This window comes from Bacillus sp. FSL K6-1003, assembly GCF_037964945.1.
In the GTDB taxonomy this organism is placed as follows: domain Bacteria; phylum Bacillota; class Bacilli; order Bacillales; family Bacillaceae; genus Bacillus; species Bacillus mojavensis.
Map to the genome: position 1 here is coordinate 1,433,321 of NZ_CP150176.1, position 24,672 is coordinate 1,457,992.

Annotated in this window: 25 protein-coding genes and 1 riboswitch; of the genes, 21 read left to right on the top strand and 4 right to left on the bottom strand. The window is 42.4% G+C overall.

What is annotated here, in order from left to right:
- Positions 1–282: 282 nt before the first annotated feature.
- From NSU16_RS07445 to NSU16_RS07470, 6 genes are all read left to right on the top strand, one after another.
- Positions 283–1,323 carry a membrane protein gene (locus tag NSU16_RS07445; RefSeq protein ID WP_010334013.1) on the top strand — a complete coding sequence of 347 codons (1,041 nt, stop codon included), beginning with the start codon at positions 283–285 and terminating at the stop codon, positions 1,321–1,323.
- Positions 1,324–1,524: 201 nt separating this feature from the next.
- Positions 1,525–1,569: riboswitch (PreQ1 riboswitch) on the top strand.
- Positions 1,570–1,700: 131 nt separating this feature from the next.
- Positions 1,701–2,360: a 7-cyano-7-deazaguanine synthase QueC gene (queC, locus tag NSU16_RS07450; protein ID WP_010334014.1), complete on the top strand. Its 660-nt coding sequence runs from the start codon at positions 1,701–1,703 to the stop codon at positions 2,358–2,360.
- Between the two features lies 1 nt (position 2,361).
- Positions 2,362–2,802: a 6-carboxytetrahydropterin synthase QueD gene (gene queD / locus NSU16_RS07455; protein WP_229148067.1), complete on the top strand. Its 441-nt coding sequence runs from the start codon at positions 2,362–2,364 to the stop codon at positions 2,800–2,802.
- Complete coding sequence (gene queE, locus NSU16_RS07460) at positions 2,795–3,526, top strand: 7-carboxy-7-deazaguanine synthase QueE (RefSeq protein WP_010334016.1); 732 nt, start codon at positions 2,795–2,797, stop codon at positions 3,524–3,526. Before queD ends, queE begins: the two co-directional genes overlap by 8 nt.
- Before the next feature lie 17 nt (positions 3,527–3,543).
- Entirely contained in the window at positions 3,544–4,041 is a 498-nt protein-coding gene (queF, locus tag NSU16_RS07465) for a preQ(1) synthase (protein ID WP_003218613.1), read from the top strand.
- Between the two features lie 1,214 nt (positions 4,042–5,255).
- Positions 5,256–5,546: a DUF3219 family protein gene (locus NSU16_RS07470; RefSeq protein ID WP_229148078.1), complete on the top strand. Its 291-nt coding sequence runs from the start codon at positions 5,256–5,258 to the stop codon at positions 5,544–5,546.
- A gap of 121 nt (positions 5,547–5,667) precedes the next feature.
- Here NSU16_RS07470 and NSU16_RS07475 read toward each other — a convergent pair whose 3' ends face one another.
- A complete protein-coding gene (locus NSU16_RS07475; RefSeq protein WP_003232446.1) occupies positions 5,668–5,853 on the bottom strand; it encodes a YkvS family protein in 186 nt (61 codons plus the stop codon).
- 164 nt (positions 5,854–6,017) lie between these two features.
- Here NSU16_RS07475 and NSU16_RS07480 point away from each other — a divergent pair, with 164 nt between their 5' ends.
- The 5 genes from NSU16_RS07480 to NSU16_RS07500 all read left to right on the top strand — a co-directional run bounded on the left by NSU16_RS07480 (position 6,018) and on the right by NSU16_RS07500 (position 11,294).
- Entirely contained in the window at positions 6,018–6,212 is a 195-nt protein-coding gene (locus NSU16_RS07480) for a hypothetical protein (protein ID WP_010334023.1), read from the top strand.
- A gap of 297 nt (positions 6,213–6,509) precedes the next feature.
- Positions 6,510–7,136: a cell wall hydrolase gene (locus NSU16_RS07485; RefSeq protein WP_168747618.1), complete on the top strand. Its 627-nt coding sequence runs from the start codon at positions 6,510–6,512 to the stop codon at positions 7,134–7,136.
- Between the two features lie 114 nt (positions 7,137–7,250).
- Positions 7,251–8,588, top strand: a complete 1,338-nt coding sequence (gene ykvU, locus NSU16_RS07490; RefSeq protein ID WP_010334025.1) for a sporulation protein YkvU — start codon at positions 7,251–7,253, stop codon at positions 8,586–8,588.
- 49 nt (positions 8,589–8,637) lie between these two features.
- Positions 8,638–9,138: an endospore biogenesis thiol-disulfide oxidoreductase StoA gene (gene stoA / locus NSU16_RS07495; RefSeq protein WP_229148080.1), complete on the top strand. Its 501-nt coding sequence runs from the start codon at positions 8,638–8,640 to the stop codon at positions 9,136–9,138.
- A gap of 239 nt (positions 9,139–9,377) precedes the next feature.
- Positions 9,378–11,294: a heavy metal translocating P-type ATPase gene (locus NSU16_RS07500; RefSeq protein ID WP_339192458.1), complete on the top strand. Its 1,917-nt coding sequence runs from the start codon at positions 9,378–9,380 to the stop codon at positions 11,292–11,294.
- 31 nt (positions 11,295–11,325) lie between these two features.
- On the opposite strand, the gene NSU16_RS07505 is transcribed toward NSU16_RS07500, so the two are convergent.
- Entirely contained in the window at positions 11,326–11,541 is a 216-nt protein-coding gene (locus tag NSU16_RS07505; RefSeq protein ID WP_229148087.1) for a hypothetical protein, read from the bottom strand.
- A 162-nt stretch (positions 11,542–11,703) separates the two neighbouring features.
- Here NSU16_RS07505 and NSU16_RS07510 point away from each other — a divergent pair, with 162 nt between their 5' ends.
- Positions 11,704–12,798: a Xaa-Pro peptidase family protein gene (locus NSU16_RS07510; protein ID WP_010334029.1), complete on the top strand. Its 1,095-nt coding sequence runs from the start codon at positions 11,704–11,706 to the stop codon at positions 12,796–12,798.
- A 54-nt stretch (positions 12,799–12,852) separates the two neighbouring features.
- Here the strand turns inward: NSU16_RS07510 and NSU16_RS07515 are convergent, their stop codons facing one another.
- Positions 12,853–12,978, bottom strand: a complete 126-nt coding sequence (locus NSU16_RS07515; protein ID WP_010334030.1) for a hypothetical protein — start codon at positions 12,976–12,978, stop codon at positions 12,853–12,855.
- Between the two features lie 105 nt (positions 12,979–13,083).
- On the opposite strand from NSU16_RS07515, the gene NSU16_RS07520 reads away from it, so the two are divergent.
- From NSU16_RS07520 to splB, 7 genes are all read left to right on the top strand, one after another.
- A complete protein-coding gene (locus tag NSU16_RS07520) occupies positions 13,084–14,049 on the top strand; it encodes a LacI family DNA-binding transcriptional regulator (RefSeq protein WP_339192459.1) in 966 nt (321 codons plus the stop codon).
- 61 nt (positions 14,050–14,110) lie between these two features.
- Positions 14,111–14,977 (top strand): ptsGHI operon transcription antiterminator GlcT, encoded by an 867-nt coding sequence (glcT, locus tag NSU16_RS07525; protein ID WP_026014700.1) that lies wholly within the window; start codon positions 14,111–14,113, stop codon positions 14,975–14,977.
- A gap of 231 nt (positions 14,978–15,208) precedes the next feature.
- Positions 15,209–17,308: a PTS glucose transporter subunit IIABC gene (gene ptsG, locus NSU16_RS07530; RefSeq protein ID WP_326332848.1), complete on the top strand. Its 2,100-nt coding sequence runs from the start codon at positions 15,209–15,211 to the stop codon at positions 17,306–17,308.
- Positions 17,309–17,406: 98 nt separating this feature from the next.
- Entirely contained in the window at positions 17,407–17,673 is a 267-nt protein-coding gene (locus tag NSU16_RS07535) for a phosphocarrier protein HPr (protein WP_010334034.1), read from the top strand.
- The gene (gene ptsP / locus NSU16_RS07540) at positions 17,673–19,385 is read left to right on the top strand and encodes a phosphoenolpyruvate--protein phosphotransferase (RefSeq protein WP_029441228.1); all 1,713 of its coding nucleotides are present in this window, start codon (positions 17,673–17,675) and stop codon (positions 19,383–19,385) included. The genes NSU16_RS07535 and ptsP overlap by 1 nt, the downstream gene beginning before the upstream one ends.
- A 91-nt stretch (positions 19,386–19,476) precedes the next feature.
- A complete protein-coding gene (splA, locus tag NSU16_RS07545) occupies positions 19,477–19,716 on the top strand; it encodes a splAB operon transcriptional regulator SplA (RefSeq protein WP_044156104.1) in 240 nt (79 codons plus the stop codon).
- A gap of 83 nt (positions 19,717–19,799) precedes the next feature.
- Entirely contained in the window at positions 19,800–20,828 is a 1,029-nt protein-coding gene (gene splB / locus NSU16_RS07550; protein ID WP_168747627.1) for a spore photoproduct lyase, read from the top strand.
- Here splB and NSU16_RS07555 read toward each other — a convergent pair.
- On the bottom strand, positions 20,821–21,522 hold the full coding sequence (locus NSU16_RS07555; RefSeq protein WP_339192665.1) for a GNAT family N-acetyltransferase: 702 nt from the start codon (positions 21,520–21,522) through the stop codon (positions 20,821–20,823). The genes splB and NSU16_RS07555 overlap by 8 nt on opposite strands.
- A gap of 146 nt (positions 21,523–21,668) precedes the next feature.
- Between NSU16_RS07555 and NSU16_RS07560 the strand changes: the two genes are divergently transcribed.
- Entirely contained in the window at positions 21,669–23,636 is a 1,968-nt protein-coding gene (locus NSU16_RS07560) for a methyl-accepting chemotaxis protein (protein ID WP_339192460.1), read from the top strand.
- Positions 23,637–23,772: 136 nt separating this feature from the next.
- Entirely contained in the window at positions 23,773–24,639 is an 867-nt protein-coding gene (locus NSU16_RS07565) for an NAD(P)-dependent oxidoreductase (protein ID WP_339181234.1), read from the top strand.
- Positions 24,640–24,672: the final 33 nt, after the last annotated feature.

Here is a 24,672-nt window from a genome sequence, read left to right on the forward strand (position 1 = left end):
GACTAATAGTATACGCCAGATTCACTGGCTTTCAAAACCATTTGCTCAAAGCAGCCTTTCTTGACCAACTTTGACCAATAGAATAATAAAAAAGACGGCTGGTTTGACCTTCTTTGATTAATAGTATACTCTGACCTTTTTTGACTTTCAAGCCTTTTGCTCAAAAATATTTTTGAGTTGTTTCCACAGTAAAACTTGTTTTGTTCGTCTTTTCAAGGAACTTGTCTCATAGGCTATAAAAAGGCTAAAAGGACAATACTGCTGTTGGTTCGGAGGGGAGAAATGGAACAATCAAAAGGGTCTGCACATCAGCTCGCTTTTGTGTATGTAGGCACAGTCGTCGGAGCGGGATTTGCAACTGGCAGGGAAATTGTTGAGTTTTTTCTGAAGTTCGGTTGGTTCGGATTGCTTGGTATTATTATAAGCGGAGGAATGTTCACGTTTTTAGGCGCAAAGCTGATGATCATTTCAAAGCGAATCAATGCCAAGTCATATCAGGAAATGAATATATACTTGTTCGGGGAGGCTGCCGGAAGGATTATCAATGTCTTTATGCTGTTTGTTCTCCTCGGTGTCACATCTGTCATGCTGTCTGGCGCAGGGGCGCTTTTTGAGGAACAGCTTGGCATGTCAGCTCAAGTTGGAATGCTGATCACAATTGGATTAAGTTTGATTGTGATGACTAGAGGAGTAAAAGGCATTTTCGGTGTAAATGTGTTTGTTGTACCGCTTTTGATTATCTTTTCTATGGTTGTGGTGGCCGATTCTTTTATTTTCAGTGAGACGCGGAATACAACTCAGTGGGTGTGGCCGCATCGATGGGACTGGCTATTATCAGCGGTCTCGTACGGCGCTTTGAATTTATCGCTTGCCCAGGCTGTTTTGGTGCCGCTGGCGAATGAAATGTCTTCAGAACAAGTGATAAGAAAAGGCGCTTTCATCGGAGGGACAATGCTGACAATTGTGCTTTCTGCTAGTTTTTTGTCTTTGTCGATGCTGCCGGATGTATTTTTGTATGATATTCCTATGGCTCAAGTGGTTTACCTCTTTGCGCGATCTGTACATTTGATTTACTTGTTGATTATATTCGGCGAAGTGTTCACGTCGGTGATCGGAAATCTTTATGGACTGGAAAAACAAGTGAAGAGTTTTCTTCCTATAAAAAGTAAGTATATTTTTGCAGCAATTATGATTACGGCTTATATCACGAGTCAAATTGGTTACGGCAAGCTCATTTCAACCATTTATCCATTGTTTGGCTATGTGAGCTTGGCCTTTATAGGCGCTTTGGTCTGTAAAAAGGTTCCCCGGCACAGTTTGTAGTCAAAATGTTTATACGTATATAATAATGAAGCAAACGTTTATGCTGAACTCTGCGCTAGCCAGGAATTGATGTGTTTTTGCTGTGTAGAAGAATCAAGCAAAAGAAATGAGACATGCTTTTGGCTATCTTTTTATTGTCAAGAAAAACAACATTATGGTAAGATAGCAGAAGTGAAAAAATTGAAGAAAATCCGTGGATATGCGGGAGAGGTTCTAGCTACACCCTCTATAAAAAACTAAGGACGTGCTGTATCCTTGGATACGGCCTTTTTTATGTTTTTCTAGAGCACCTTTCCGGAAAGGTGTTTTTTTTATATTTTAACAGTTGTAGCGATGTCTCTCGCCGAGGTTTTTTATAGCGGAGAAGGAGAGGAATCATGAAAAAGGAAAAAGCAATTGTCGTATTTAGCGGCGGCCAAGACAGTACTACATGTTTACTGTGGGCGTTAAAGGAATTTGAAGAAGTTGAAACTGTAACTTTTCATTATAATCAGCGTCATTCGCAGGAAGTTGAAGTGGCGAAGGGGATTGCGGATAAGCTTGGCGTGAAAAATCATTTGCTTGATATGTCACTTTTGAACCAGCTTGCGCCTAATGCCCTGACGAGAAATGATATAGAAATTGAAGCAAAAGACGGCGAGCTGCCATCAACATTTGTTCCAGGCCGTAACTTAGTATTCTTATCTTTTGCGTCTATCCTGGCGTATCAAATTGGCGCCCGTCATATTATCACAGGCGTTTGTGAAACGGACTTCAGCGGCTATCCAGACTGCCGTGATGAATTCGTTAAATCTTGCAATGTGACGGTGAACCTGGCCATGGAGAAGCCATTTGTGATTCATACACCGCTCATGTGGCTGAATAAGGCGGAAACGTGGAAACTTGCTGACGAACTGGGCGCGCTTGATTTTGTGAAGAACAACACGCTCACATGCTATAACGGCGTGATCGCAGACGGATGCGGCGAATGTCCGGCATGTCACCTTCGCTCCAGAGGCTATGATGAATATATGGCGATGAAAGGAGAGAGGGCATAAATTGTTATCTCAAATCTATCCACAGGTCCAGCATCCATATTCATTTGAATTGAATAAGGACATGCAAATTTCTGCCGCTCATTTTATTCCGCGTGAAAGTGCGGGAGCGTGCAGCAGGGTGCACGGGCATACGTATACCGTAAATATTACTGTTGCCGGTGATGAGCTTGACGATTCCGGCTTTCTCGTGAATTTCAGTGTGCTCAAAAAGCTGGTTCACGGCTCCTATGATCATACGCTTTTAAATGATCATGAAGAATTTTCTAAGGACGACCGGTATTCGCTGCCGACAACTGAAGTCGTGGCAAAAACGATTTATGACAAAGTGCAGGCTTATTTAAACACACTGGAGAATAAACCAAGCTGTGTGCAGGTGTTTGTCCGTGAAACACCGACCAGTTATTGTGTTTACCGTCCGAAAAAGGGTGGTTTGAATGGCTAAAGGAATTCCTGTATTAGAAATTTTCGGCCCGACGATTCAAGGGGAGGGTATGGTGATCGGACAGAAGACAATGTTTGTCCGTACAGCTGGCTGTGATTATTCCTGCAGCTGGTGTGACTCCGCCTTCACTTGGGACGGGTCTGCTAAAAAAGATATTCGCTGGATGACAGCCGAGGAGATTTTTTCAGAGCTTAAGGAGATTGGGGGAGACGCGTTTTCTCACGTAACCATCTCCGGCGGAAACCCGGCGCTGTTAAAACAGCTGGATGCTTTGATAGAGCTGCTGAAGGAAAACAATATCCGTGCAGCTCTCGAAACACAGGGGACAGTCTATCAGGATTGGTTTACACTGATCGATGATCTGACGATTTCACCTAAACCGCCAAGTTCGAAAATGGTGACGAACTTTAATAAGCTGGATCACATTTTGACATCACTGAAAGAGAATAACAGACAGCATGCTGTCAGCTTGAAGGTTGTCATTTTTAATGATGAAGATCTCGAGTTTGCCAAAACTGTACACAAACGCTACCCGGGAATACCGTTTTATCTGCAAGTCGGGAACGATGATGTGCATACGGCAGATGACAAATCACTCATTGCACATTTACTTGGAAAATATGAAGCGCTTGTTGATCAGGTCGCTGCCGATGCGGAGCTGAATCTCGTCAGAGTACTTCCGCAGCTGCATACCCTGTTATGGGGCAACAAAAGAGGAGTTTAATAGGAAGGAAGATAAATATGACGACAAGAAAAGAATCCGAATTAGAAGGTGTAACACTGCTTGGCAACCAAGGAACAAATTATTTGTTTGAATATGCGCCGGACGTGCTGGAATCCTTTCCAAATAAACATGTAAACCGTGATTATTTTGTAAAATTCAACTGCCCTGAATTCACATCTTTATGCCCGAAAACAGGACAGCCTGACTTTGCAACAATTTACATCAGCTATATTCCTGATGAAAAAATGGTGGAGAGTAAATCTCTAAAACTGTACTTGTTCAGCTTCAGAAACCATGGAGACTTCCACGAAGATTGCATGAACATCATCATGAACGACTTGATCGAATTAATGGACCCGCGCTACATTGAAGTATGGGGCAAATTCACGCCAAGAGGCGGAATTTCCATTGATCCGTACACAAACTACGGAAAACCTGGCACAAAGTATGAAAAAATGGCCGAGTACCGCATGATGAATCATGACTTGTATCCGGAGACGATTGATAATCGTTAATTTTTCCGTTGTGTGATGCGCAGTGTTCAACGAAGTGAGGTCACAGTAAAATACGAACATTTAGCGTCAGTTTTAGGCGGAAATGTGACCAAGTCACAATTTGGCGGCCCTCTTGTGACCATACCGTGACCGAAAATATATAAATGTGTGACCACGATCCTCGCTTTTTGGCGGGGATTTTTTATTTGATTCGATTTAGTTTTCAACATAATTATATGAGGTGATTTTTAATTATTGTGTAGGTCAGAATCGATATTTACCGAACAATTTGATTCGATAGCGCCTCGGTAGCGTCTTCGTGCGTTAGTTCGTCGTGTTGTTAGTGAATAATTTCGTTCACTGTTTTATGTTCGTTTTTTAGATATAAAAAGAAATTTTTATTTAGTTATATCAATGAAATTTTCGTAAAAAAGACGCCGATTTATTCAGCGTCCTCTTCTTCTGCTTCATCTATTTCGAATAGCTCCTCGATTTCTACTTCCAGCGCCTTCGCAATCGAGTATACGTACCAGTTTTCGTGGCGACTGTTCTTATTGAATCACGATATTGAATCTTGTGTTACGCCGGATGCTTCGGATAGTCTTACTCTCACGTGTAATGTAAAATGAATTATCGAAAGGGTGATTCTATAAAAAAATACATTTTTATCCTCATAATAATAATTATTATAGCAGTTGGAGGTTATAATGAAGAATATTAATGATAAAAATGAACAGGCAGAAGAGGTAAAGATTGCTCAAGAACGCATGGATATCAAAGCGAAATAGATCCAATGGGTGGAATAGAGGTATTTGGCTGTTACAACGATGATACAGCGAATAAATTTGACGGTATTTATGATAAGGCAAAGGACAAGATTATCGGGCACACTATAGATGCTGTGAGAAAGAATGTAGAGATAAAGACTGCGATTATTAATAAGACGCCACGCTGACGTCTTTATTTTTGTATTATATCTTCAATAAACTTCTTAATCCTCCGTGTTCTAGAATTTATTAATACAAAAAAAGACGAGTGAATCCGGGGGGAATGCCACTCGTCACCTTCTAATGAAAGACGGGATGCTGGATGGCAGCTCGTCTGTTTTATTATAAAATATCGAACGTATGTTTGTAAAGGCGTCTTTTTTAAAGAAATGGTTAATCAGAACAGATTCATTGTAAACGTTAGCTGCGTTATGTTAAGATGCATGAACTGATAAGGAGTGATACAAAGTGAAAACATTGCGTTTAAACGATGTCACGTTAGAAATGTCTGCATTTCAAGAAGAGAGCGAGCCCAAGCGGAAAATTGCCTTTACCTTACACGTTACCAGTGAGGCTTATCATGATATCGCTGTGCTGTTATATGAAAAGACATTTAACGTCGAAGTTCCGGAAAGAGATCTTGCCTTCCGCGGTGAAATCACAAATTATTCAACGTCATTGACCAACCTGTACGAAGCGGGAGCCGTGAGTGAATTTTATATTGAAATAACGGAAACAGACGCGAACGCCGATTTATAATTGGTGTTTTTTTGATGAAAAAAGCTGCCGGCCGGCAGCTTTTGAGAAAGCTAATTTGATATGTAAGGTGTTTAATTGTTTGTCTAGCAGTTTTTGCAAATGCGTGTGGATGAAGGAGGATTTAATAGGAGTCTCTGATGATCTTGTAATTTTTATGATTTACAACGGTCAGTGAATCTAGCTCAAGATCCCGATAGTTATCCATAATGGTAACATCTACGATTACAGAATTCTCATTAACTTTTTCAACAACACCGGTTAACCCGTTTTTAAATTCAATGACGTTTCCGACCTTAGCGATTTTCACAAGCTTCCTCTCCTTTAAACATAATAATTCCTTTTGAAAGTATTAAACAGTATTTTCATTGAGAAGTAAAGCGATAAGGAGTTTTATCGTCCTAAGGAATTGTCCTGGCGCAGGAAAAATGATATATTGATTTTCGTTCAAAGATTGAAAAGGGGGAGTTTTGATTGCGTCCCGAAGATATAACAGAACAGATTGAGCAGCTGCGTACCGGTGAAATTAAAGAACTGAGAGTCCAAAAAGAACACTTTCTTGATTTTAGAGCCGTTTTATCGAAACAGGACGATTTTAAGCATTTCCGAGGCATTGCCCAGCAAGGCGGAGATGTGGTGTTTCAATATTTAGAACAGCCAAGAAGCTAAAAGGTTTCTCATTAGTGAGAAGCCTTTTTATCATATATGACAGAACAGTAGTTATTTATTACAAACGTTGTAACATACGTAAATTAAATGTAAAACGGAAAAAGTGGAAAAAAATTCTTTGAATTTACAATATTTATAGAAAATGAGGCTGTTTTTTTGCCATTAATCAGTGCGTCACCCGGTATATTCCATCCTGATACCTGTTTGGGAGAGTTGGAAAATCTTTTTCCGTGAAATTGATTTGATCTCTTGTTAAGGTTATGAAGTGTTTTTTGAGCACTTTAAGGAGGAAACTGTATGACGACAAAATTTACTGCTCTAGCTGTTTTTCTTCTTTGTTTCATGCCTGCTTCGAAAATTGAACATACACAAGCTTCACTACTGAACACAAAGAAGACAAACCATGAAGAAGCTAAGCTGCTTACCCATATAAATCATGACACAGACATATCTTTCTCTTCACTGTCTGCTGATGAGGACAAGAAAAAAATAAAGCCGATCAAGCTTTCAGCGAACACTGAAAAGAAAGAAGAACAATCAGAGAAAACGAATGAGAAGAAAGAAACTTATTCTCAGTCTGAAAAAGAATTGCTTTCCCGACTCGTTCACGCAGAAGCGAAGGGCGAATCCTATGAAGGCAAGGTCGCTGTTGCAAGCGTCGTGCTGAATAGGACGGATAAGAAGGGCTTTCCCGATACAATCAGAGGGGTTATTTATCAGAAAAATGCCTTTGAGCCTGTCGCAAACGGAAGCATTAATCAAGAGCCTGACAAAGAATCAATTGAGGCTGTTGAAGAAGCGATGTCATCTAAGGACAGAGAAACAGAAGCCCTTTTCTTTTATAACCCGAAAACGGCGTCAGATGACTGGATTCGCTCAAGGAAAATCATTGAAAAAATCGGCAGGCATGTCTTTGCCATATAAGCATAGAAGAGACATTCGTCTCAGCTGTGCTTTTTTTATAGAAAGATAAAAATAAAATAATTTTTGAACTTGTCTCATATGATGTTGATAGTACAAGAGACAAGGAGAGACATCATGAATCGATTTGTAAAAGGGATTATTCTTTTATCCATTGCCGCCTTTTTCGCCGAATGCCTTGAATTTGTCGTGAATATGATTTTGGCGCGCGAGCTTGGCGAGCACGGGATGGGGCTTTACATGAGTATTTTGCCTACCATCTTTTTAATTATTGTCATCGCAAGCCTGGAGCTGCCTATATCAATTTCTAAATTTATTGCTGAATCAAATCCAAAGCTCCATGAAAGCATGCTGAGGCACGCCTTTCGAATGACAGCCGTTTTCACAGCCTTTTCCACTGCCGCCGCCAGTATTGCGCTTCCTTTTATTCCGGTGTTTGATACATATCACCCGTTTATCAAAGGAATCGTCATCGGCTTGATTCCTATTGTCGCCTTTACGTCAATTGCCAGAGGCTACTTCATGGGTGTGCAAAAAATGGGGAAGATCGCAATCGCTAATGTACTCAAAAAAATCATTCAGCTGTTGTGCTTGTTCATCTTTTTTCAATGGTACTCGTTTGAGCTGGACATGGCTGTGCTGATTTCGCTGTTTGTCCTTGTCGTGAGCGATGTGATCGTGCTTGTGTACTTGTATTCGCAGTTTATTCTGGCGAGACGTGCGGTATCGGGCCAGCAGCATATCCATTTACGCGGGAAAGATGTTAGAAAAAGACTGCTGGCCGTATCGATTCCGACAACCGGGCTGCGCATTTTTCACGCTGTGGTCAATGCCATTGAGCCCTTTTTAGTAAAAGGAGCGCTTTTGGCCGCGGGCGTTGCCGGGACAACTGCAATCGATCAATACGGCATGCTTGCCGGAGTGGCTGTGACGATAGGGGCGTTTCCTGCTTTTATCGCCCACTCGTTAATGGTCGTCATGATTCCGAGTATTTCTGAAGCTTATTCTCTCTCTCAATATGACATCGTATTAAAAAGGCTGAAGCAGTCGATCTTTATCACGTTTGGATACGGTATACCAGCTGTCTGGATCATGTTCCAGTTTGCGGAGCCCTTGACCCATCTGTTTTTTCACTCTCCAGAAGCACAATATTATTTGCAGCTTTTGTGGCCGTACTTTCTCTTTCATTTATTTGTGATGCCCCTTCAGGCATGTTTAATCGGGATGGGCTTTGTCAAAGAAGCTTTTTATCATAACGTGTGGAGCCATCTCGTTGCGTTGAGTATGATGTATGTGCTGGGTTCAATGGAAAACCTTCAAATGCTCGGTATTATCCTTGGGATGAATACAGGTATGATTTTGCTGACGAGCCTACATTATACAACGATCTGCAAAGCGCTGCGTGTATCTGTTTTTCTGACGGGAGGAAACCGAACGCCGCGGATTGAAGGATGATAAATCTCTAGCGGGGCAAGCTATTTGAAAAGCATGAAAGGAAGATTCCATGTTGGCGAAACGCTTGACCCTCACTACTTGCCTAATCTTATTTGCTATGATTTCATGGCTGCCTCTTTCGGCACAGGCTGCCAATAAACAGCCTGCTGTTCCTGCGGTTTTTCTCATGAAAACGATAGAAGGGGAGGATATCTCCATCCCCAATAAAGGGCAGAAAACGATCCTTCATTTTTGGACTTCATGGTGTCCGCCCTGCAAAAAGGAACTTCCTCAGTTCCAATCATTTTATGAGGCTCATCGATCTGACAGTGTGAAGCTGGTAACGGTCAATTTAGTGAATTCAGAACAAAATCAGCAAGTCGTTGAAGACTTTATCAAAGCAAACCACCTGACCTTTCCGATTGTTCTCGACACAAAAGGGGATTTGATGAAGGAATATCATATTATAACGATTCCTACCTCGTTTTTGCTGAATGAAAAGGGTGAAATTGAGGAAACAAAAGTGGGGCCGATGACGGCAGAACAATTGAAAGAATGGACGAAAGAATAAGCTGAGAGCGTAGCCTTTCAGCTTTTTTGTCATATAATGAAAGGTGAACCGTTGTTAATGATAATTATTATCAAAAAGAAATTAAAATAATTATAATTGAAATTCTCTTTCTGCATGCTATAATTAAGAAAGACATCATGAAATGACCAAACGATGAAGCTGCCTTTTGGGCGGCGATTTTTGTTTTTATAAGAGAAATGAAGATGATTTACGTTCTCAATTAGGGAGGAGAATTCGATATGGATGAACAAGTGATGCTCCAACATGATCAGCATCAGCCTTTAAAGAAAGAACAGCCAGAAAAAAGCTGGACTCAGCATGCGGAACTTATCGCAGCCCTGGTGTCAGGTGCTCTTATTTTAGCAGGCTGGCTCCTTTCCGCACATCAGTTGTTATCGGTAACGCTATATTTGCTGGCCTTTGTCATCGGCGGATTTGCTAAAGCGAAAGAAGGAATCGAAGAAACGCTTGAATCCAAAACGCTGAATGTCGAGCTTTTAATGATTTTTGCAGCCGTGGGTTCCGCATTGATTGGGTACTGGGCAGAGGGTGCCGTTTTAATCTTTATTTTTTCCTTAAGTGGAGCTTTAGAAACATACACGATGAATAAAAGCAGCAGGGATTTAACCTCTTTAATGAAGCTTGAACCTGAAGAAGCAACGCTGATTGTAAACGGCGAAACCAAAAGGGTACCGGTTGCAGATTTAAAGGCCGGTGATAAGATTGTTATCAAACCTGGGGAACGTGTGGCAGCTGACGGGGTTATTGAATCTGGTTCTACAAGCCTTGACGAATCAGCGTTAACGGGCGAATCGATGCCTGTAGAAAAAAACGCCGGCGATGCTGTATATACGGGAACTGTTAACCGCAACGGCTCCCTGACCGTCCGTGTTACAAAAGCAAACGAAGATTCTTTATTCCGAAAGATTATCAAATTGGTGGAATCTGCGCAAAACAGTGTATCACCTGCGCAAGCCTTTATCGAACGGTTTGAAAATGCATATGTAAAAGGCGTTCTGATCGTGGTGGGACTGCTGTTATTTGTCCCACATTTTGCACTTGGCTGGAGCTGGAGTGAAACCTTTTATCGCGCGATGGTATTTATGGTGGTTGCGTCACCTTGCGCACTTGTTGCGTCCATCATGCCGGCAGCGCTGTCCTTAATATCAAATGGCGCCCGCAACGGCATGCTGGTGAAAGGAAGTGTATTTCTTGAACAGCTGGGATCTGTGCAAATGATCGCTTTTGACAAGACCGGGACTGTAACAAAAGGCCAGCCTGCGGTTGAGACGGTCAAAATTGCGGAAGGATACGAAGAAACGGAAGTGCTTGAAGCTGTCTATGCGATTGAGAAGCAGTCCAGCCACCCGCTCGCGCAAGCCATTGCCGGCTACGCTGAAAGCCGCGGCATCAACAAGTCCGGCTACATATCAATTGAAGAAACATCAGGCTTTGGTGTAATGGCTGTAGTGGCGGGTGCCAAATGGAAAGTCGGAAAAGCAGGCTTTATTGGGGAAGAATTGGCAGCTCAATTTTTGAACCAATCTGCATCAGATATCATTCAAAATGGCCAACACACCATTGTGTTTGTGAAAAAGGACGACCACATTGCCGGCTGTATCGCTCTGAAAGACCAAATCAGACCTGAAGCAAAAGAAGTCATGGATGAACTAAGCCGTCTGGGGATTAAAACGGCCATGCTGACGGGAGATCACGAAGACACGGCTCAAGCGATAGCGAAGGAAGCGGGAATGACAACTGTTGCAGCAGAATGTCTGCCTGACCAAAAAGTAAATGAAGTGAAACGATTAAAAGAAGAGTTCGGGACGATTGCAATGGTCGGAGACGGAATCAACGACGCGCCGGCACTAAAAGCGGCGGATGTCGGTATTGCAATGGGCGGCGGAACAGATGTGGCGCTTGAAACTGCTGATATGGTGCTCATGCAAAACGATTTGAAAAAACTCGTAAAAATGTGCCGTTTATCACGGAAAATGAATAGGATTGTAAAGCAGAATATCGTATTTTCTCTCGCAGTCATTTGCCTCCTTATTTGTGCAAACTTTTTACAGTTGATGGAATTGCCGTTTGGCGTTATCGGCCACGAAGGAAGTACAATCTTGGTGATTTTAAACGGCTTAAGGCTTTTAAAATAAAAAACAGCGGTCCAAATGGACAGCTGTTTTTTTATGGATCAAGTTTTACTTTCCTTTGCTTTTTTTCTTGATCTGGCCTTTTCATCACGATGATGAGAGCAAGGATGCAGCAAAGGAAGCCGGCTGCACAGCCTATGATAGAGCTGTAATAATAAAAATCCACCAGCTTCATACCGATAAAAGGAGCGGAAATTCCCACAACTGTTAACAGCACAACTGCCTTACGTCTGAAAAATTTCATCAGCAAACGGAACAACTCCCTGCGTTTCACTCTCCTCTCAGTATACAAGATGACCGGCAGGAAATAAAATGATGGATAAAGGAAAGTCGCCGTGAAAGGCAAACACCCGTAAAACCTGTTACAATATATAAAGAACAACGCATGGCAAAAGGCAGGGAGGAACAAGAAATGAACAGAATACAACGCATATCTTCATGGCTGAAGGAAGCGGGGCATACTGCCGCATTTATTCATACGAAAGAAAATGTATTTTACTTAACCGGTTTTTATACAGAGCCGCATGAACGTGTAATGGGTTTGTTTATCTTTCAAGAGGAGGAGCCATTTTTCGTTTGTCCGGGAATGGAGGCAGATCAGGCCCGAAATGCCGGATGGAATCACGAAATTATTGGCTATGCCGATCACGAAAATCCATGGGAGCTCATTGAAAAAGCTCTCAAAAAACGAAATGTCAGCATACATACGCTTGCCGTGGAAAAGGATTCAATCTCTCTTTCGCGTGCCGAACAACTGAAGCATTCAGCTGGAGGGGCACAATTTGTATCAGCAGAAGAAACCCTTAACCAGTTTCGTCTGATTAAAGACGAGCATGAAATTAAATTGCTGAAAGAGGCGGCAAAGCTTGCCGATTTTGGTGTTGAAGTCGGGACAGCTGCTTTGCGTGAAGGCATTAGTGAGGTGGAAGTTCTCGCTCAGATTGAGTATGAGTTGAAGAAAAAAGGAATTCAGGGCATGTCTTTCTCGACAATGGTGCTATTCGGCAAAAAATCAGGTCAGCCTCACGGAAATCCGGGTACAGCCACATTAAAGAAAGGCGATTTTGTCTTGTTTGACCTGGGTGTTATTATGGATGGCTACTGCTCTGATATCACGCGAACCTTTGCCTACAAAACAATCAATCCGAAGCAGGAAGAAATTTATGAGACGGTGCTTCAAGCGGAAAAAGCCGCGATAGAAGCTAGCAACCCAGGCGTGAGAATCGGAGATCTCGATTTAACTGCCCGCGGAATCATTGAAAAAGCCGGATATGGAGAATATTTCCCTCACCGGCTGGGCCATGGTCTCGGCATTTCAGTGCATGAGTACCCGTCGATGAGCAAAGCCAATGACACGCTGCTGCAAGAAGGAATGGTTTACACAATCGAACCGGGCATTTATGTGCCGGATGTCGGCGGCGTACGTATTGAAGATGACGTTCACGTAACAAAAGAGGGGGCAGTTACGCTGACTCAATATCCGAAGGAATTAACGATATTGCCGTAACAAGGCAGAGATAAAAAAGGACTTTGTTCTCGACATCGTCCTTTTTTATCTGCTTTAAATAAAAAAATCATCAAACGTCCGAAATGGTTTCACTTCATGTTTTTGATTGAGCGGTCTTACAGCCAGGCAGCTTCCGCCCAGAACGGCCAGACATAATCCAATTAAAATGAAGAAACCCATGTAAATCTTCTCCTTTCAGCAAAAACCATCTAATCTGTCGGTACGTTCTTATCGTATTGTATGAAACGCATTCCAGATCAAGGGAAATCAGAAAGAAGGGAATTTATGGCTAATATTAAAGACATTGCAGAAAAAGCCGGTGTCTCCGTTACGACGGTTTCCAGAGTCATAAACAATCATCCTTATGTCAGTGAAGAGAAAAGAAAAAGAGTTCTTGAAGCAATGGAAGTTTTGGAGTACACAAGAAATGTCCACGCTGTGCATCTGTCGAAGGGGTTTTCAAACATGATCGGTGTCGTGATGCCGACGATCAGCCTTCCTTATTTTGCGGAGATGATGGCGGGAATCGCAGACGCTGCCGCAGAGTCGGGCATTCACCTCTCTTTGTTCCAGACAAATTATGACGTGAAGAAAGAAATCTTTGCACTGTCCCAATTAAAACAGCGCCAGGTTGACGGTTTGATTTTCTGTTCGAAGGCACTGTCTGATGACAAGCTTAAGGAGTGGGAAGGCCCGATATTGCTTTGTCAGAATTCAAACAAGGAGGGATTTTCCACAATCAGCATTCCCCATCAAGCCGCATTCCGGGACGGCCTCAACTACTTAATCGCCAAAGGGCATAAAAAAATAGCGATTTGCTTAGCGAGAAAAAAAGGCATGAACAGTCATATTCGCATCAAAGCATATAAAGATGCATTGGAAGAGATCGGAGAAACATTCAAGGAAGAATGGGTGATTGAGAAAGCGATTACAATGAACGACGGAAAAGCGCTTTTTCATAAATGGAACAGCTGGAGGGAAAGGCCGACGGCTATTTTTGTCGCCAATGACCAGGTATCGGCAGGGCTTATATTGGAAGCGAGAGCTCAGCAAGTGTCTGTTCCGGATGAACTTGCGATCTTAAGCTTTGATAACCATGAAATCAGCCAATTGCTTGGGATATCGACCATTGATATTCAAGCGAAGGAAATGGGCAAGCAGGCGTTTGCCATGCTGGAAAAAAGGATTCAGGGCCAGCCGATTGAAAGCAGGGTTCTTGATTACCGTCTCATTGAAAGATTAACTGTTTAGTGAAAGCATGAAAAAAGGTTTGACGCGCATTCCGTTCGTTATGTACGATATGAGGTATTGAATGACAAAGGAGCTGAGGATCGTGAATGGGTCCTTTACAGTGAAAAAGGTACTGAATAATAACGTATTAATTGCTTCTCATCATAAATACAGTGAAGTAGTTTTGATCGGAAAAGGAATTGGTTTCGGAAAAAAACAAGATGATGTGATTGAAGATAAAGGGTACGATAAAATGTTCATTTTAAAGGATGAAAAGGAACAGAAGCAGTTTAAAAAGCTCCTCGACTATGTTGATGAAAAGCTCGTTGATATTTCAAACGACGTCATATATCACATCAGCAATCGGACAAACCGCTCACTAAATGAACATATTCATATTGCACTGACTGACCATATTGCATTTGCAATCAAGAGGCAGCAGCAGGGCTTTGACATGAAAAATCCTTTCTTAATGGAGACGCAGTCACTTTATCCGGATGAATATCAGATAGCCCAAGAAGTCATTGACATTATCAATGAAAAAGCGGGAATCTGCCTTCCGGAAGGGGAGATCGGTTTTATCGCCCTGCACATTCATTCAGCTCTGACGAATCGCCCGCTGTCAGAAGTCAACAAGCACTCACAGCTGATGGCGCAGCTTGTAGAGGTGATTGAAGACTCGTTTCAAATGAAAGTAAATAAAGAAAGCGTCAACTATTTACGGCTTATCCGGCACATCAGATTTACGATAGAAAGAATTAAAAAAGAGGAACCGACTAAAGAACCAGAAAAATTAATGTTGTTATTGAAAAATGAATATCCGCTATGCTACAATACAGCTTGGAAATTGATTAAAATCTTGCAGCAAACATTGAAGAAACCAGTTCATGAGGCGGAAGCGGTTTATCTCACGCTTCATCTGTACCGATTAACCAATAAAATTTCATAAATTCAGTTTATCCTTTAAAAACGTGTTACTGATCCGATCAGGCATGAGTGATTGAGGGGAAAAAACGGGAAGTCCATTCTCGTTCTTTTGCGCACCCTATTTTGCTCATGCCTTTTTTGTTGTGTAAAAGGGCAAATGTAAACGGTTAAACTGGAAGACTTACGCCTGTGAATTCGTTGTCATGATTTTTAGCTGTAAGGTCAGACTAGTAAAAAGAGGAGGTCAATTCTTATGTTTAAAGCATTATTCGGCGTTCTTCAAAAAATTGGGCGTGCGCTTATGCTTCCAGTTGCGATCCTTCCGGCTGCGGGTATTTTGCTTGCGATCGGGAATGCAATGCAAAACAAGGACATGATCCAAGTCCTGCATTTCCTGAGCAATGACAATGTTCAGCTCGTAGCGGGTGTGATGGAAAGCGCTGGACAGATTGTTTTCGATAACCTTCCGCTTCTTTTCGCAGTAGGTGTAGCCATCGGGCTTGCCAACGGAGATGGAGTTGCCGGGATAGCAGCAATTATCGGTTATCTGGTGATGAACGTATCCATGAGTGCGGTTCTTCTTGCAAACGGAACCATTCCTTCCGATTCAATCGAAAGAGCCAAGTTCTTCACGGAAAACCACCCGGCATATGTAAACATGCTCGGCATACCTACCTTGGCGACAGGGGTATTCGGCGGTATTATCGTCGGTGTGCTGGCGGCATTGCTGTTTAACAAATTTTATACAATTGAATTGCCGCAATATCTTGGTTTCTTTGCGGGTAAACGTTTCGTACCGATTATTACGTCAATTTCCGCACTGATTCTGGGTCTTATTATGTTAGTGATCTGGCCTCCGATCCAGCATGGATTGAATGCCTTTTCAACTGGATTAGTGGAAGCGAATCCAACCCTTGCTGCATTTATTTTCGGGGTCATTGAACGTTCACTTATTCCATTTGGTCTGCATCACATTTTCTACTCGCCGTTCTGGTATGAATTCTTCAGCTACAAAAGTGCAGCCGGAGAGATCATCCGCGGGGATCAGCGCATCTTTATGGCGCAGATTAAAGACGGCGTACAGTTAACAGCAGGTACGTTCATGACAGGTAAATATCCATTTATGATGTTTGGTCTTCCTGCTGCGGCACTTGCGATTTATCATGAAGCAAAACCGCAAAACAAAAAACTTGTTGCAGGTATTATGGGTTCAGCAGCACTGACATCCTTCCTGACAGGGATCACAGAGCCACTGGAATTCTCATTCCTATTCGTTGCCCCTGTCCTGTTTGCAATCCACTGTGTGTTTGCAGGGCTCTCATTCATGGTCATGCAGCTGTTGAATGTGAAGATTGGTATGACATTCTCCGGCGGTTTAATTGACTACTTCCTTTTCGGTATTTTACCGAACCGGACGGCATGGTGGCTTGTCATCCCTGTTGGTTTAGGGATTGCCGTTATTTACTACTTCGGATTCCGATTTGCGATCCGCAAATTTAATCTGAAAACACCAGGCCGTGAGGATGCTTCAGCTGAAACAGCAACATCTGGGAAAACAGGAGAAGCAGGCGACCTTCCTTACGAGATTCTGCAGGCAATGGGTGACCAAGAAAACATCAAACATCTTGATGCTTGTATCACTCGTCTGCGCGTAACTGTAAACGATCAGAAAAAGGTTGATAAAGACCGTCTGAAACAGCTTGGCGCCTCCGGGGTTCTGGAAGTGGGCAACAACATTCAGGCGATTTTCGGACCGCGTTCTGACGGTTTAAAAACACAAATGCAGGACATCATCGCGGGACGCAAACCAAGACCTGAACCGAAAACATCCGCTGAGGAAGAAGTAGGGCAGCAGGTTGAGGAAGTCATTGCAGAACCGCTGCAAAATGAAATTGGCGAGGAAGTCTTTGTTTCTCCGATTGCTGGAGAAATTCACCCGATTACTGATGTTCCTGACCAAGTCTTCTCAGGAAAAATGATGGGTGACGGCTTTGCGATCCTTCCTTCTGAAGGCATCGTCGTTTCTCCGGTACGAGGAAAAATACTAAATGTTTTCCCGACAAAACATGCAATCGGCCTGCAATCCGACGGAGGAAAAGAAATTTTGATCCACTTCGGCATTGATACGGTCAGCCTCAAGGGCGAAGGGTTTACGTCTTTCGTATCAGAAGGGGACCGCGTTGAGCCTGGACAAAAGCTTCTTGAAGTTGATTTGGACGCAGTAAAACCGAATGTACCGTCTCTGATGACACCGATCGTATTTACGAACCTTGCTGAAGGAGAAACAGTCAGCATTAAGGCAAGCGGATCAGTTAACAGAGAGCAAGAAGACATTGTGAAGATTGAAAAATAAGGGTATATAGTACGCTGTGCTTGTCAGATGACAAGTACGGCTGTATGATATAATATTGTGAAGTAATAAAGCTTTAAGTTAAAAGGAGAATGATAAAAATGGCACAAAAAACATTCAAAGTAACTGCAGATTCTGGAATTCACGCTCGTCCTGCGACAGTTCTTGTACAAACTGCAAGCAAATACGACGCTGACGTTAATTTGGAATATAACGGCAAAACTGTAAACCTTAAATCAATCATGGGTGTTATGTCTCTTGGAATCGCTAAAGGCGCTGAAATCACAATTTCTGCAGCTGGCGCTGACGAAAACGATGCTCTTAACGCTTTAGAAGAAACAATGAAAAGCGAAGGACTCGGCGAGTAATGCAAGAATTAAAAGGGATTGGTGCTTCAGCCGGCATCGCGATTGCAAAAGCGTACCGGCTTGAAGAGCCAGATTTAACGGTTGAAAAGAAAAACATCTCTGATTCTGAAGCGGAAGTAAGCCGTTTTGAAGAAGCGATTGCACGTTCTAAAGAAGAGCTCGAAAAAATCAAAGAGCATGCTTTGAAAGAACTGGGTCAGGATAAAGCTGATATTTTTTCTGCTCACCTTTTAGTCCTCAGTGACCCTGAGCTTCTGAATCCTGTGAAAGAAAAAATCAGCTCTGATTCTGTGAACGCTGAATTCGCTTTAAAAGAAACGTCTTCTATGTTCGTTACCATGTTTGAATCAATGGACAACGAATATATGAAAGAGCGTGCGGCAGATATCCGCGACGTAACAAAACGCGTAACCGGCCACCTGCTTGGCGTTGAAATTCCAAACCCAAGCATGATTTCAGAAGAGGTTATTATTGTAGCTGAAGACTTAACACCGTCTGACACAGCTCAATTAAACCGTGAGTTCGTTAAAGGATTCACAACTGATATCGGCGGACGCACATCTCACTCTGCCATCATGGCGCGTTCTCTTGAGATTCCAGCAGTTGTTGGAACGAAAGCGGCTACAGGCACGATCCAAAACGGCGTGACTGTTATCGTTGACGGTATTAATGGCGATGTCATTATCGATCCTTCTGCGGAAACTGTAAAAGAGTATGAAGAAAAACATAACGCTTATTTAGCTCAAAAAGCAGAGTGGGCGAAGCTTGTCAATGAACCGACTGTATCAAAAGACGGTCATCATGTAGAGCTTGCAGCGAATATCGGTACTCCAGATGATGTAAAGGGTGTTCTTGAAAACGGCGGAGAAGCAGTTGGTCTTTACCGTACAGAATTCCTTTACATGGGAAGAGATCAGCTGCCTACAGAAGATGAACAGTTTGATGCTTATAAAACGGTTCTTGAGCGTATGGAAGGAAAATCAGTTGTCGTGCGGACACTTGATATCGGCGGAGACAAAGAGCTTCCTTACCTGCAGCTTCCTAAAGAAATGAACCCGTTCTTGGGATACAGAGCAATTCGTCTTTGCCTTGAAGAGCAAGAAATCTTCAGAACACAGCTTCGCGCGCTGCTTCGTGCAAGTACATACGGAAACTTGAAAATCATGTTCCCTATGATTGCGACAGTTAACGAATTCAAAGAAGCGAAAGCGATCCTTCTTGAAGAGAAAGAAAAGCTTGTCAAAGCGGGACAACCTGTATCTGACGATATTGAAGTCGGTATGATGGTTGAGATTCCGTCGACTGCAGTCATCGCTGATCAGTTTGCTAAAGAAGTTGACTTCTTCAGTATCGGAACAAATGATTTGATCCAATACACAATGGCAGCTGACCGTATGAATGAACGTGTAGCTTACCTGTATCAGCCATACAACCCTGCAATCCTTCGCTTAATTACACTCGTAATTGAAGCGGCACATAAAGAAGGAAAATGGGTCGGCATGTGCGGAGAAATGGCAGGAGACGAAATTGCGATTCCGATTCTTCTTGGCTTAGGCTTAGATGAGTTCTCAATGAGCGCAACTTCTATTCTTCCGGCAAGAACTCAAATCAGCAAATTGTCTAAACAAGAAGCTGAGTCATTCAAAGAGAAAATCTTATCTATGAGCACGACAGAAGAAGTTGTCGCGTTCGTAAAAGAAACATTCAAGTAATGCGCAAAAACCAGACGGCCTCCGGCCTGTCTGGTTTTTTTTCATAATCAGGGTTGCAGCGGGGCACAATAACATGGCTAGGAGGGATAGAATGTCAAACGAATTTAACGCAGGAGATACAGTCTACGTGATCTACAGAAATCCGCACGCCGCCAATGTTGCTCATATAAAGGAAGCTGAAATTGTGCATCATCCATACCATGAGGGTGAGCTTTCCCTGTTTATATTTGAAACCTACCATCCGTTTGCCGAGGATGATGCTGTTTTTGCAAGCTATGAAGAAGCAAAAACACTTTACAAAGAATTGTTTGATATCGATCCGTACGAGTAACAAGGAAAACATTACAACTCATATCCTTTCCGTTTTATGAGAAAAGTAACGGTAGAAAAGGAAAAGGAAAAGGATGTGGCACCATGCAGAACCCATTTGTTCCGCAGCTCGTTTATATTGAACCGAGAGCAATGGAATATCCATTGGCACAGGAATTACATGATAAATTTGAAAAAATGGGCATCGAAATCAGAGAAACGACGTCCCATAACCAAGTGCGCAATATTCCTGGTAAAAACCATCTTCAGCAATACCGTAATGCAAAATCAACGTTAGTAGTTGGTGTCCGAAAAACATTGAAGTTTGATTCTTCAAAACCGTCAGCTGAATATGCGATTCCGTTTGCGACAGGCTGTATGGGGCATTGCCATTACTGCTATTTACAAACCACAATGGGAACAAAACCCTATATCAGAACCTATGTAAACGTCGAAGAAATATTGGATCAGGCGGATCAGTATATGAAAGAACGTGCACCGGAGTTTACAAGGTTTGAGGCTTCATGTACCTCTGATATTGTGGGCATCGACCATTTGACACACACGCTCAAGCACGCCATTGAACATTTCGGACAGAGTGAGCTTGGCAAGCTCAGGTTTGTCACAAAGTTTCACCATGTTGACCACCTTTTGGATGCTAAACATAACGGAAAAACAAGATTCAGATTCAGCATAAATGCTGACTATGTGATTAAGAATTTTGAGCCGGGAACCTCTCCTCTCGATAAACGGATTGAAGCGGCTGTAAAAGTAGCGAAAGCAGGCTACCCGCTAGGCTTTATTGTTGCGCCGATATACATTCACGAAGGCTGGGAGGAAGGATACAGACATCTGTTTGAAAAGTTGGATGCTGCTTTGCCGCAGGACGTCAGGCATGATGTTACCTTTGAATTAATTCAGCATCGTTTTACAAAACCGGCCAAACGAGTGATAGAGAAGAATTATCCGAAGACGAAGCTAGAATTAGATGAAGAAAAACGTCGCTATAAATGGGGACGTTACGGAATCGGAAAATATATTTATCAGAAAGATGAAGAACATGTGCTTCGAGAAACACTCGAATCTTATATCGATACGTATTTTCCTAATGCGAAAATTGAATATTTCACGTAAACGGGCTGTCAGTTTTACAGCTCGTTTTTTCATAAAAGGGATTTTTCCACTCCATCAAAACCCCATAATTCAGCGATTCTTCATCGTCTAAATAATTGCTGACGATACAGAGCGGTGAACGGCCGCAATGCAGGAGAAATGACAGTACAGGATCTTTCTTTTTTCCTTCAATTACATCCTCTACATATTGTGAAGCGCTGATCTCGTGGGCGTACTTATGATAAAAAGGAATACGTCCGCCGCCGAGTAACCGTTCCATTCGCTTTTCAACGGCTAATTCATACATCGTATTCATCAGCCATTTTCCTATTCCAAGCTTCCGGTAATGCGGTGAAACCGAAATATCAACTACATATAATGTATTTGCCTGCGGATCATGACATGTAATATAGCCGTTATCTGTTGTCTTCGCCCATGTATGCTCGGGAGCATCGGGATCAAAATGCACGATAAGGGCAGTCATCGAACCGACGATTTCACCATTAACCAGCGCGCATAAAGCCCCTTCCGGAAAGGTGTTGATATGGCTGTCAAGCTGTTCTTCTGACCACAGCAATTCCTGCGGAAATGGAGGGGGAAAACACTCTTTCTGAAGAGAAAGCAATCCCTCAATGTCTGTTCTTGAATAATTTCTGATCGTCAGCCGTTCAAATTTAAAGCCATTATGGACATACATCTGTTTAAAAATGACAATCACTCCCCTCATGCTGTTTATTATATCGTAATCAAACTGCTGAAACACAATTTTCAATGAATATTCTGTGTTTTCAATATCATTTATTTTATGATTATTCATTTTTGGGGTGAAAAGACCGATATAGAAATTAGGAGGGGATTGGTTTGTTTAAAAAACTTCACATGAAAATTGCTGTTTTTGTTTCTATCATGTTAATCGTTACAGTTGTTCTTTTAATGCTTTCTTCTTACCTGACGTTAAAACCGATGATTACAGAGGATGGGAAAAACACGACACAAAACGTAACAAACTCGCTTGAACAAAATATTGAACTGCAATTAAAGAGTTATGACATTTCGCTGTTAAGATTGGCAAATGGAGAGTTAACCCGTGCGTTTGTGACAAACTCAAGTAAAGATGCTGCCAGGCTGTTTAATGATGACATCAAACAAATTAAAGAAAACGATGATTATGTAGCGATGGCCTATATTGGCACCGCAAAAAAAGAAATGTTTACATATCCGAAAGCCGAATTCGCAGAAGATTATGACCCGGCTTCTAGAACATGGTATAAGCGCGCGGCTGAAACACCGGATAAAGTCGTCTGGACTGAACCCTATAAAGATGTCGTGACGGGAGAAATGGTCGTCACAGCCTCAAAAGCAATTCTTGACGGGCAGAAGGTGATAGGGGTTGCCAGTTATGATCTGAAACTTTCTTCCATTCAAGCTATGGTAAATAAGCAAAAGGTGCCATACAATGGCTTTGCTTTTTTAGCTGATGCAAGCGGCAATCTTTTAGCACATCCGTCAAACCAAGGAAAAAATATCTCCAAGGACCAAACATTAAAAACCATTGCATCTGACAAAAACGGGATACAAGATGCAAAGGGAAAAATGATTGTGTATCAAACGGTTGGAGAAACGGGATGGAAAGTCGGAACACAATTTGACACAAATCAATTAATGTGGATTTCAGATAAAATGAATCGGGCGAACCTTTTCATCTCACTCATCGCGCTGGCGGTGACGATTATTCTCAGCTACTTCCTCGCCAAAACAATAACCGGGCCGATCCAGCAGCTGATTGCGAAAACAAAGGCTGTCTCTGCAGGCGATTTGACAGTCCACGCAGAGTCAAAGACTAAGGATGAAGTCGGCATGTTAACAAGAGACTTTAATCAGATGGTTGAAAACATGAAGGAAATGGTGGAACAAGTCAGATATTCCTCAGGAAAAGTGTCTGACACCTCTGAACACCTAACAGCTGTCTCCGCTGAAACCAATGAAACGAGCGGACAAATTGCGAAAGCGATCGAAGAAGTGGCAGCAGGGGCAACAGAACAGGCTTCAGAGGTTGAAACCATTAACGAAAAATCGGAAAACCTATCTGCTAAAATCAGACGAATTGCGGATCAGGCAGGCGGCATGAAAGCACGTTCAAAATCCTCAGAGGATGCAAGCTATAAAGGGCTTGACGCTCTCGGCCAGCTGCTGATGAAATCAAACGAAGCCAATACGGAAACAAAGAAAGTCGAAACGATGCTGCTGGATTTAGAAAATCAAACCAAGAATATTGAAGAAGTGGTTACTGCGATTTCAAATATCTCAGATCAAACCAATTTACTTGCCTTAAACGCCAGTATTGAGGCAGCCAGAGCCGGTGAAAGCGGACGCGGATTTGCAGTCGTGGCTGAAGAGGTGCGGAAGCTTGCCGAGCAATCAGCGCTTTCCACCAAGCATATCAGTGAGACAGTGAAGTTGATCCAGCTTGAAACAAAAGAGGCTTCCCATGCAATGGTTGAAGCAAGTAAAATGAATGATGAACAAAACAGCGCAATCCATGAGACTGGCGAAGTATTAAACACAATCACGTCGGAAATGCAGTCACTTGTACAAGGGATTGATCAAATTTACGAAGACATACAAAGAATGAGTGAAGAACAGCTTGCCATTTCTGAAGCGATTCAAAGCATCTCAGCTATATCACAGGAATCGGCTGCTGCAGCGGAGGAAGTCAACGCCTCAACCGATGAACAGCTGATCACGCTTGAGAAAGTCAAACACTCAACTGATACATTAAAACATGCTAGCCAAGAGCTTATGAACGCTATTGAGAAATTCACATTATAAATATTGGATACCCAGAACTTTTTCAAGTTTTGGGTTTTTTCATTTTCTAGACTCTACTATATGATTACTAGATATGGTAGTCTAGAAAATGATAAATTTTAACTAAATGAAAACAATACGTCTGGGAGGAATCGCCTTGAAAAAAACAGTCGGTTTTATCGGTCTTGGAGTAATGGGAAACAGTATGGCTTCACATATCCTTAATGATGGACATCCTGTATTGGTGTACACCCGCACAAAAGAAAAAGCGGACAGCATACTGGAAAAAGGTGCGGTATGGAAAGGCACCGTAAAAGATCTTTCAAAAGAAGCTGATGTCATTATTACAATGGTAGGCTATCCCAGTGATGTAGAAGAAGTGTATTTCGGCAGCAGCGGAATTATTGAAAATGCTAAAAAAGGCGCGTATCTCATTGATATGACGACTTCTAAACCGTCGTTAGCCAAAAAAATTGCGGAGGCAGCCAAAGAAAAATCATTATGTGCCTTAGACGCACCTGTTTCAGGAGGTGACATCGGCGCGCAAAACGGAACACTGGCGATTATGGTCGGAGGAGAAAAAGAAGCGTTTGAAGCTTGCCTGCCCATCTTCTCTTTAATGGGAGAGAATATTCAATATCAAGGGCCGGCAGGAAGCGGGCAGCACACAAAAATGTGTAATCAAATCGCGATTGCAGCAGGTATGATCGGTGTAGCCGAAGCGATGGCTTATGCCCAAAAATCAGGTCTTCAGCCGGAAAACGTCCTGAAGAGCATTACAACTGGAGCGGCAGGAAGCTGGTCATTGTCAAACCTCGCCCCGCGTATGCTGAAAGGTGATTTCGAACCAGGTTTTTACGTAAAGCATTTTATTAAAGATATGGGAATTGCTTTAGAGGAAGCGGAATTAATGGGGGAAGAAATGCCAGGCTTGTCGCTAGCGAAATCATTATATGACCAACTTGCCGCACAAGGAGAAGAAAACAGCGGAACTCAAAGTATATATAAGCTTTGGGTGAAATAAAAAGAGATTGCCTGTCAAAACAGGCAATCTCTT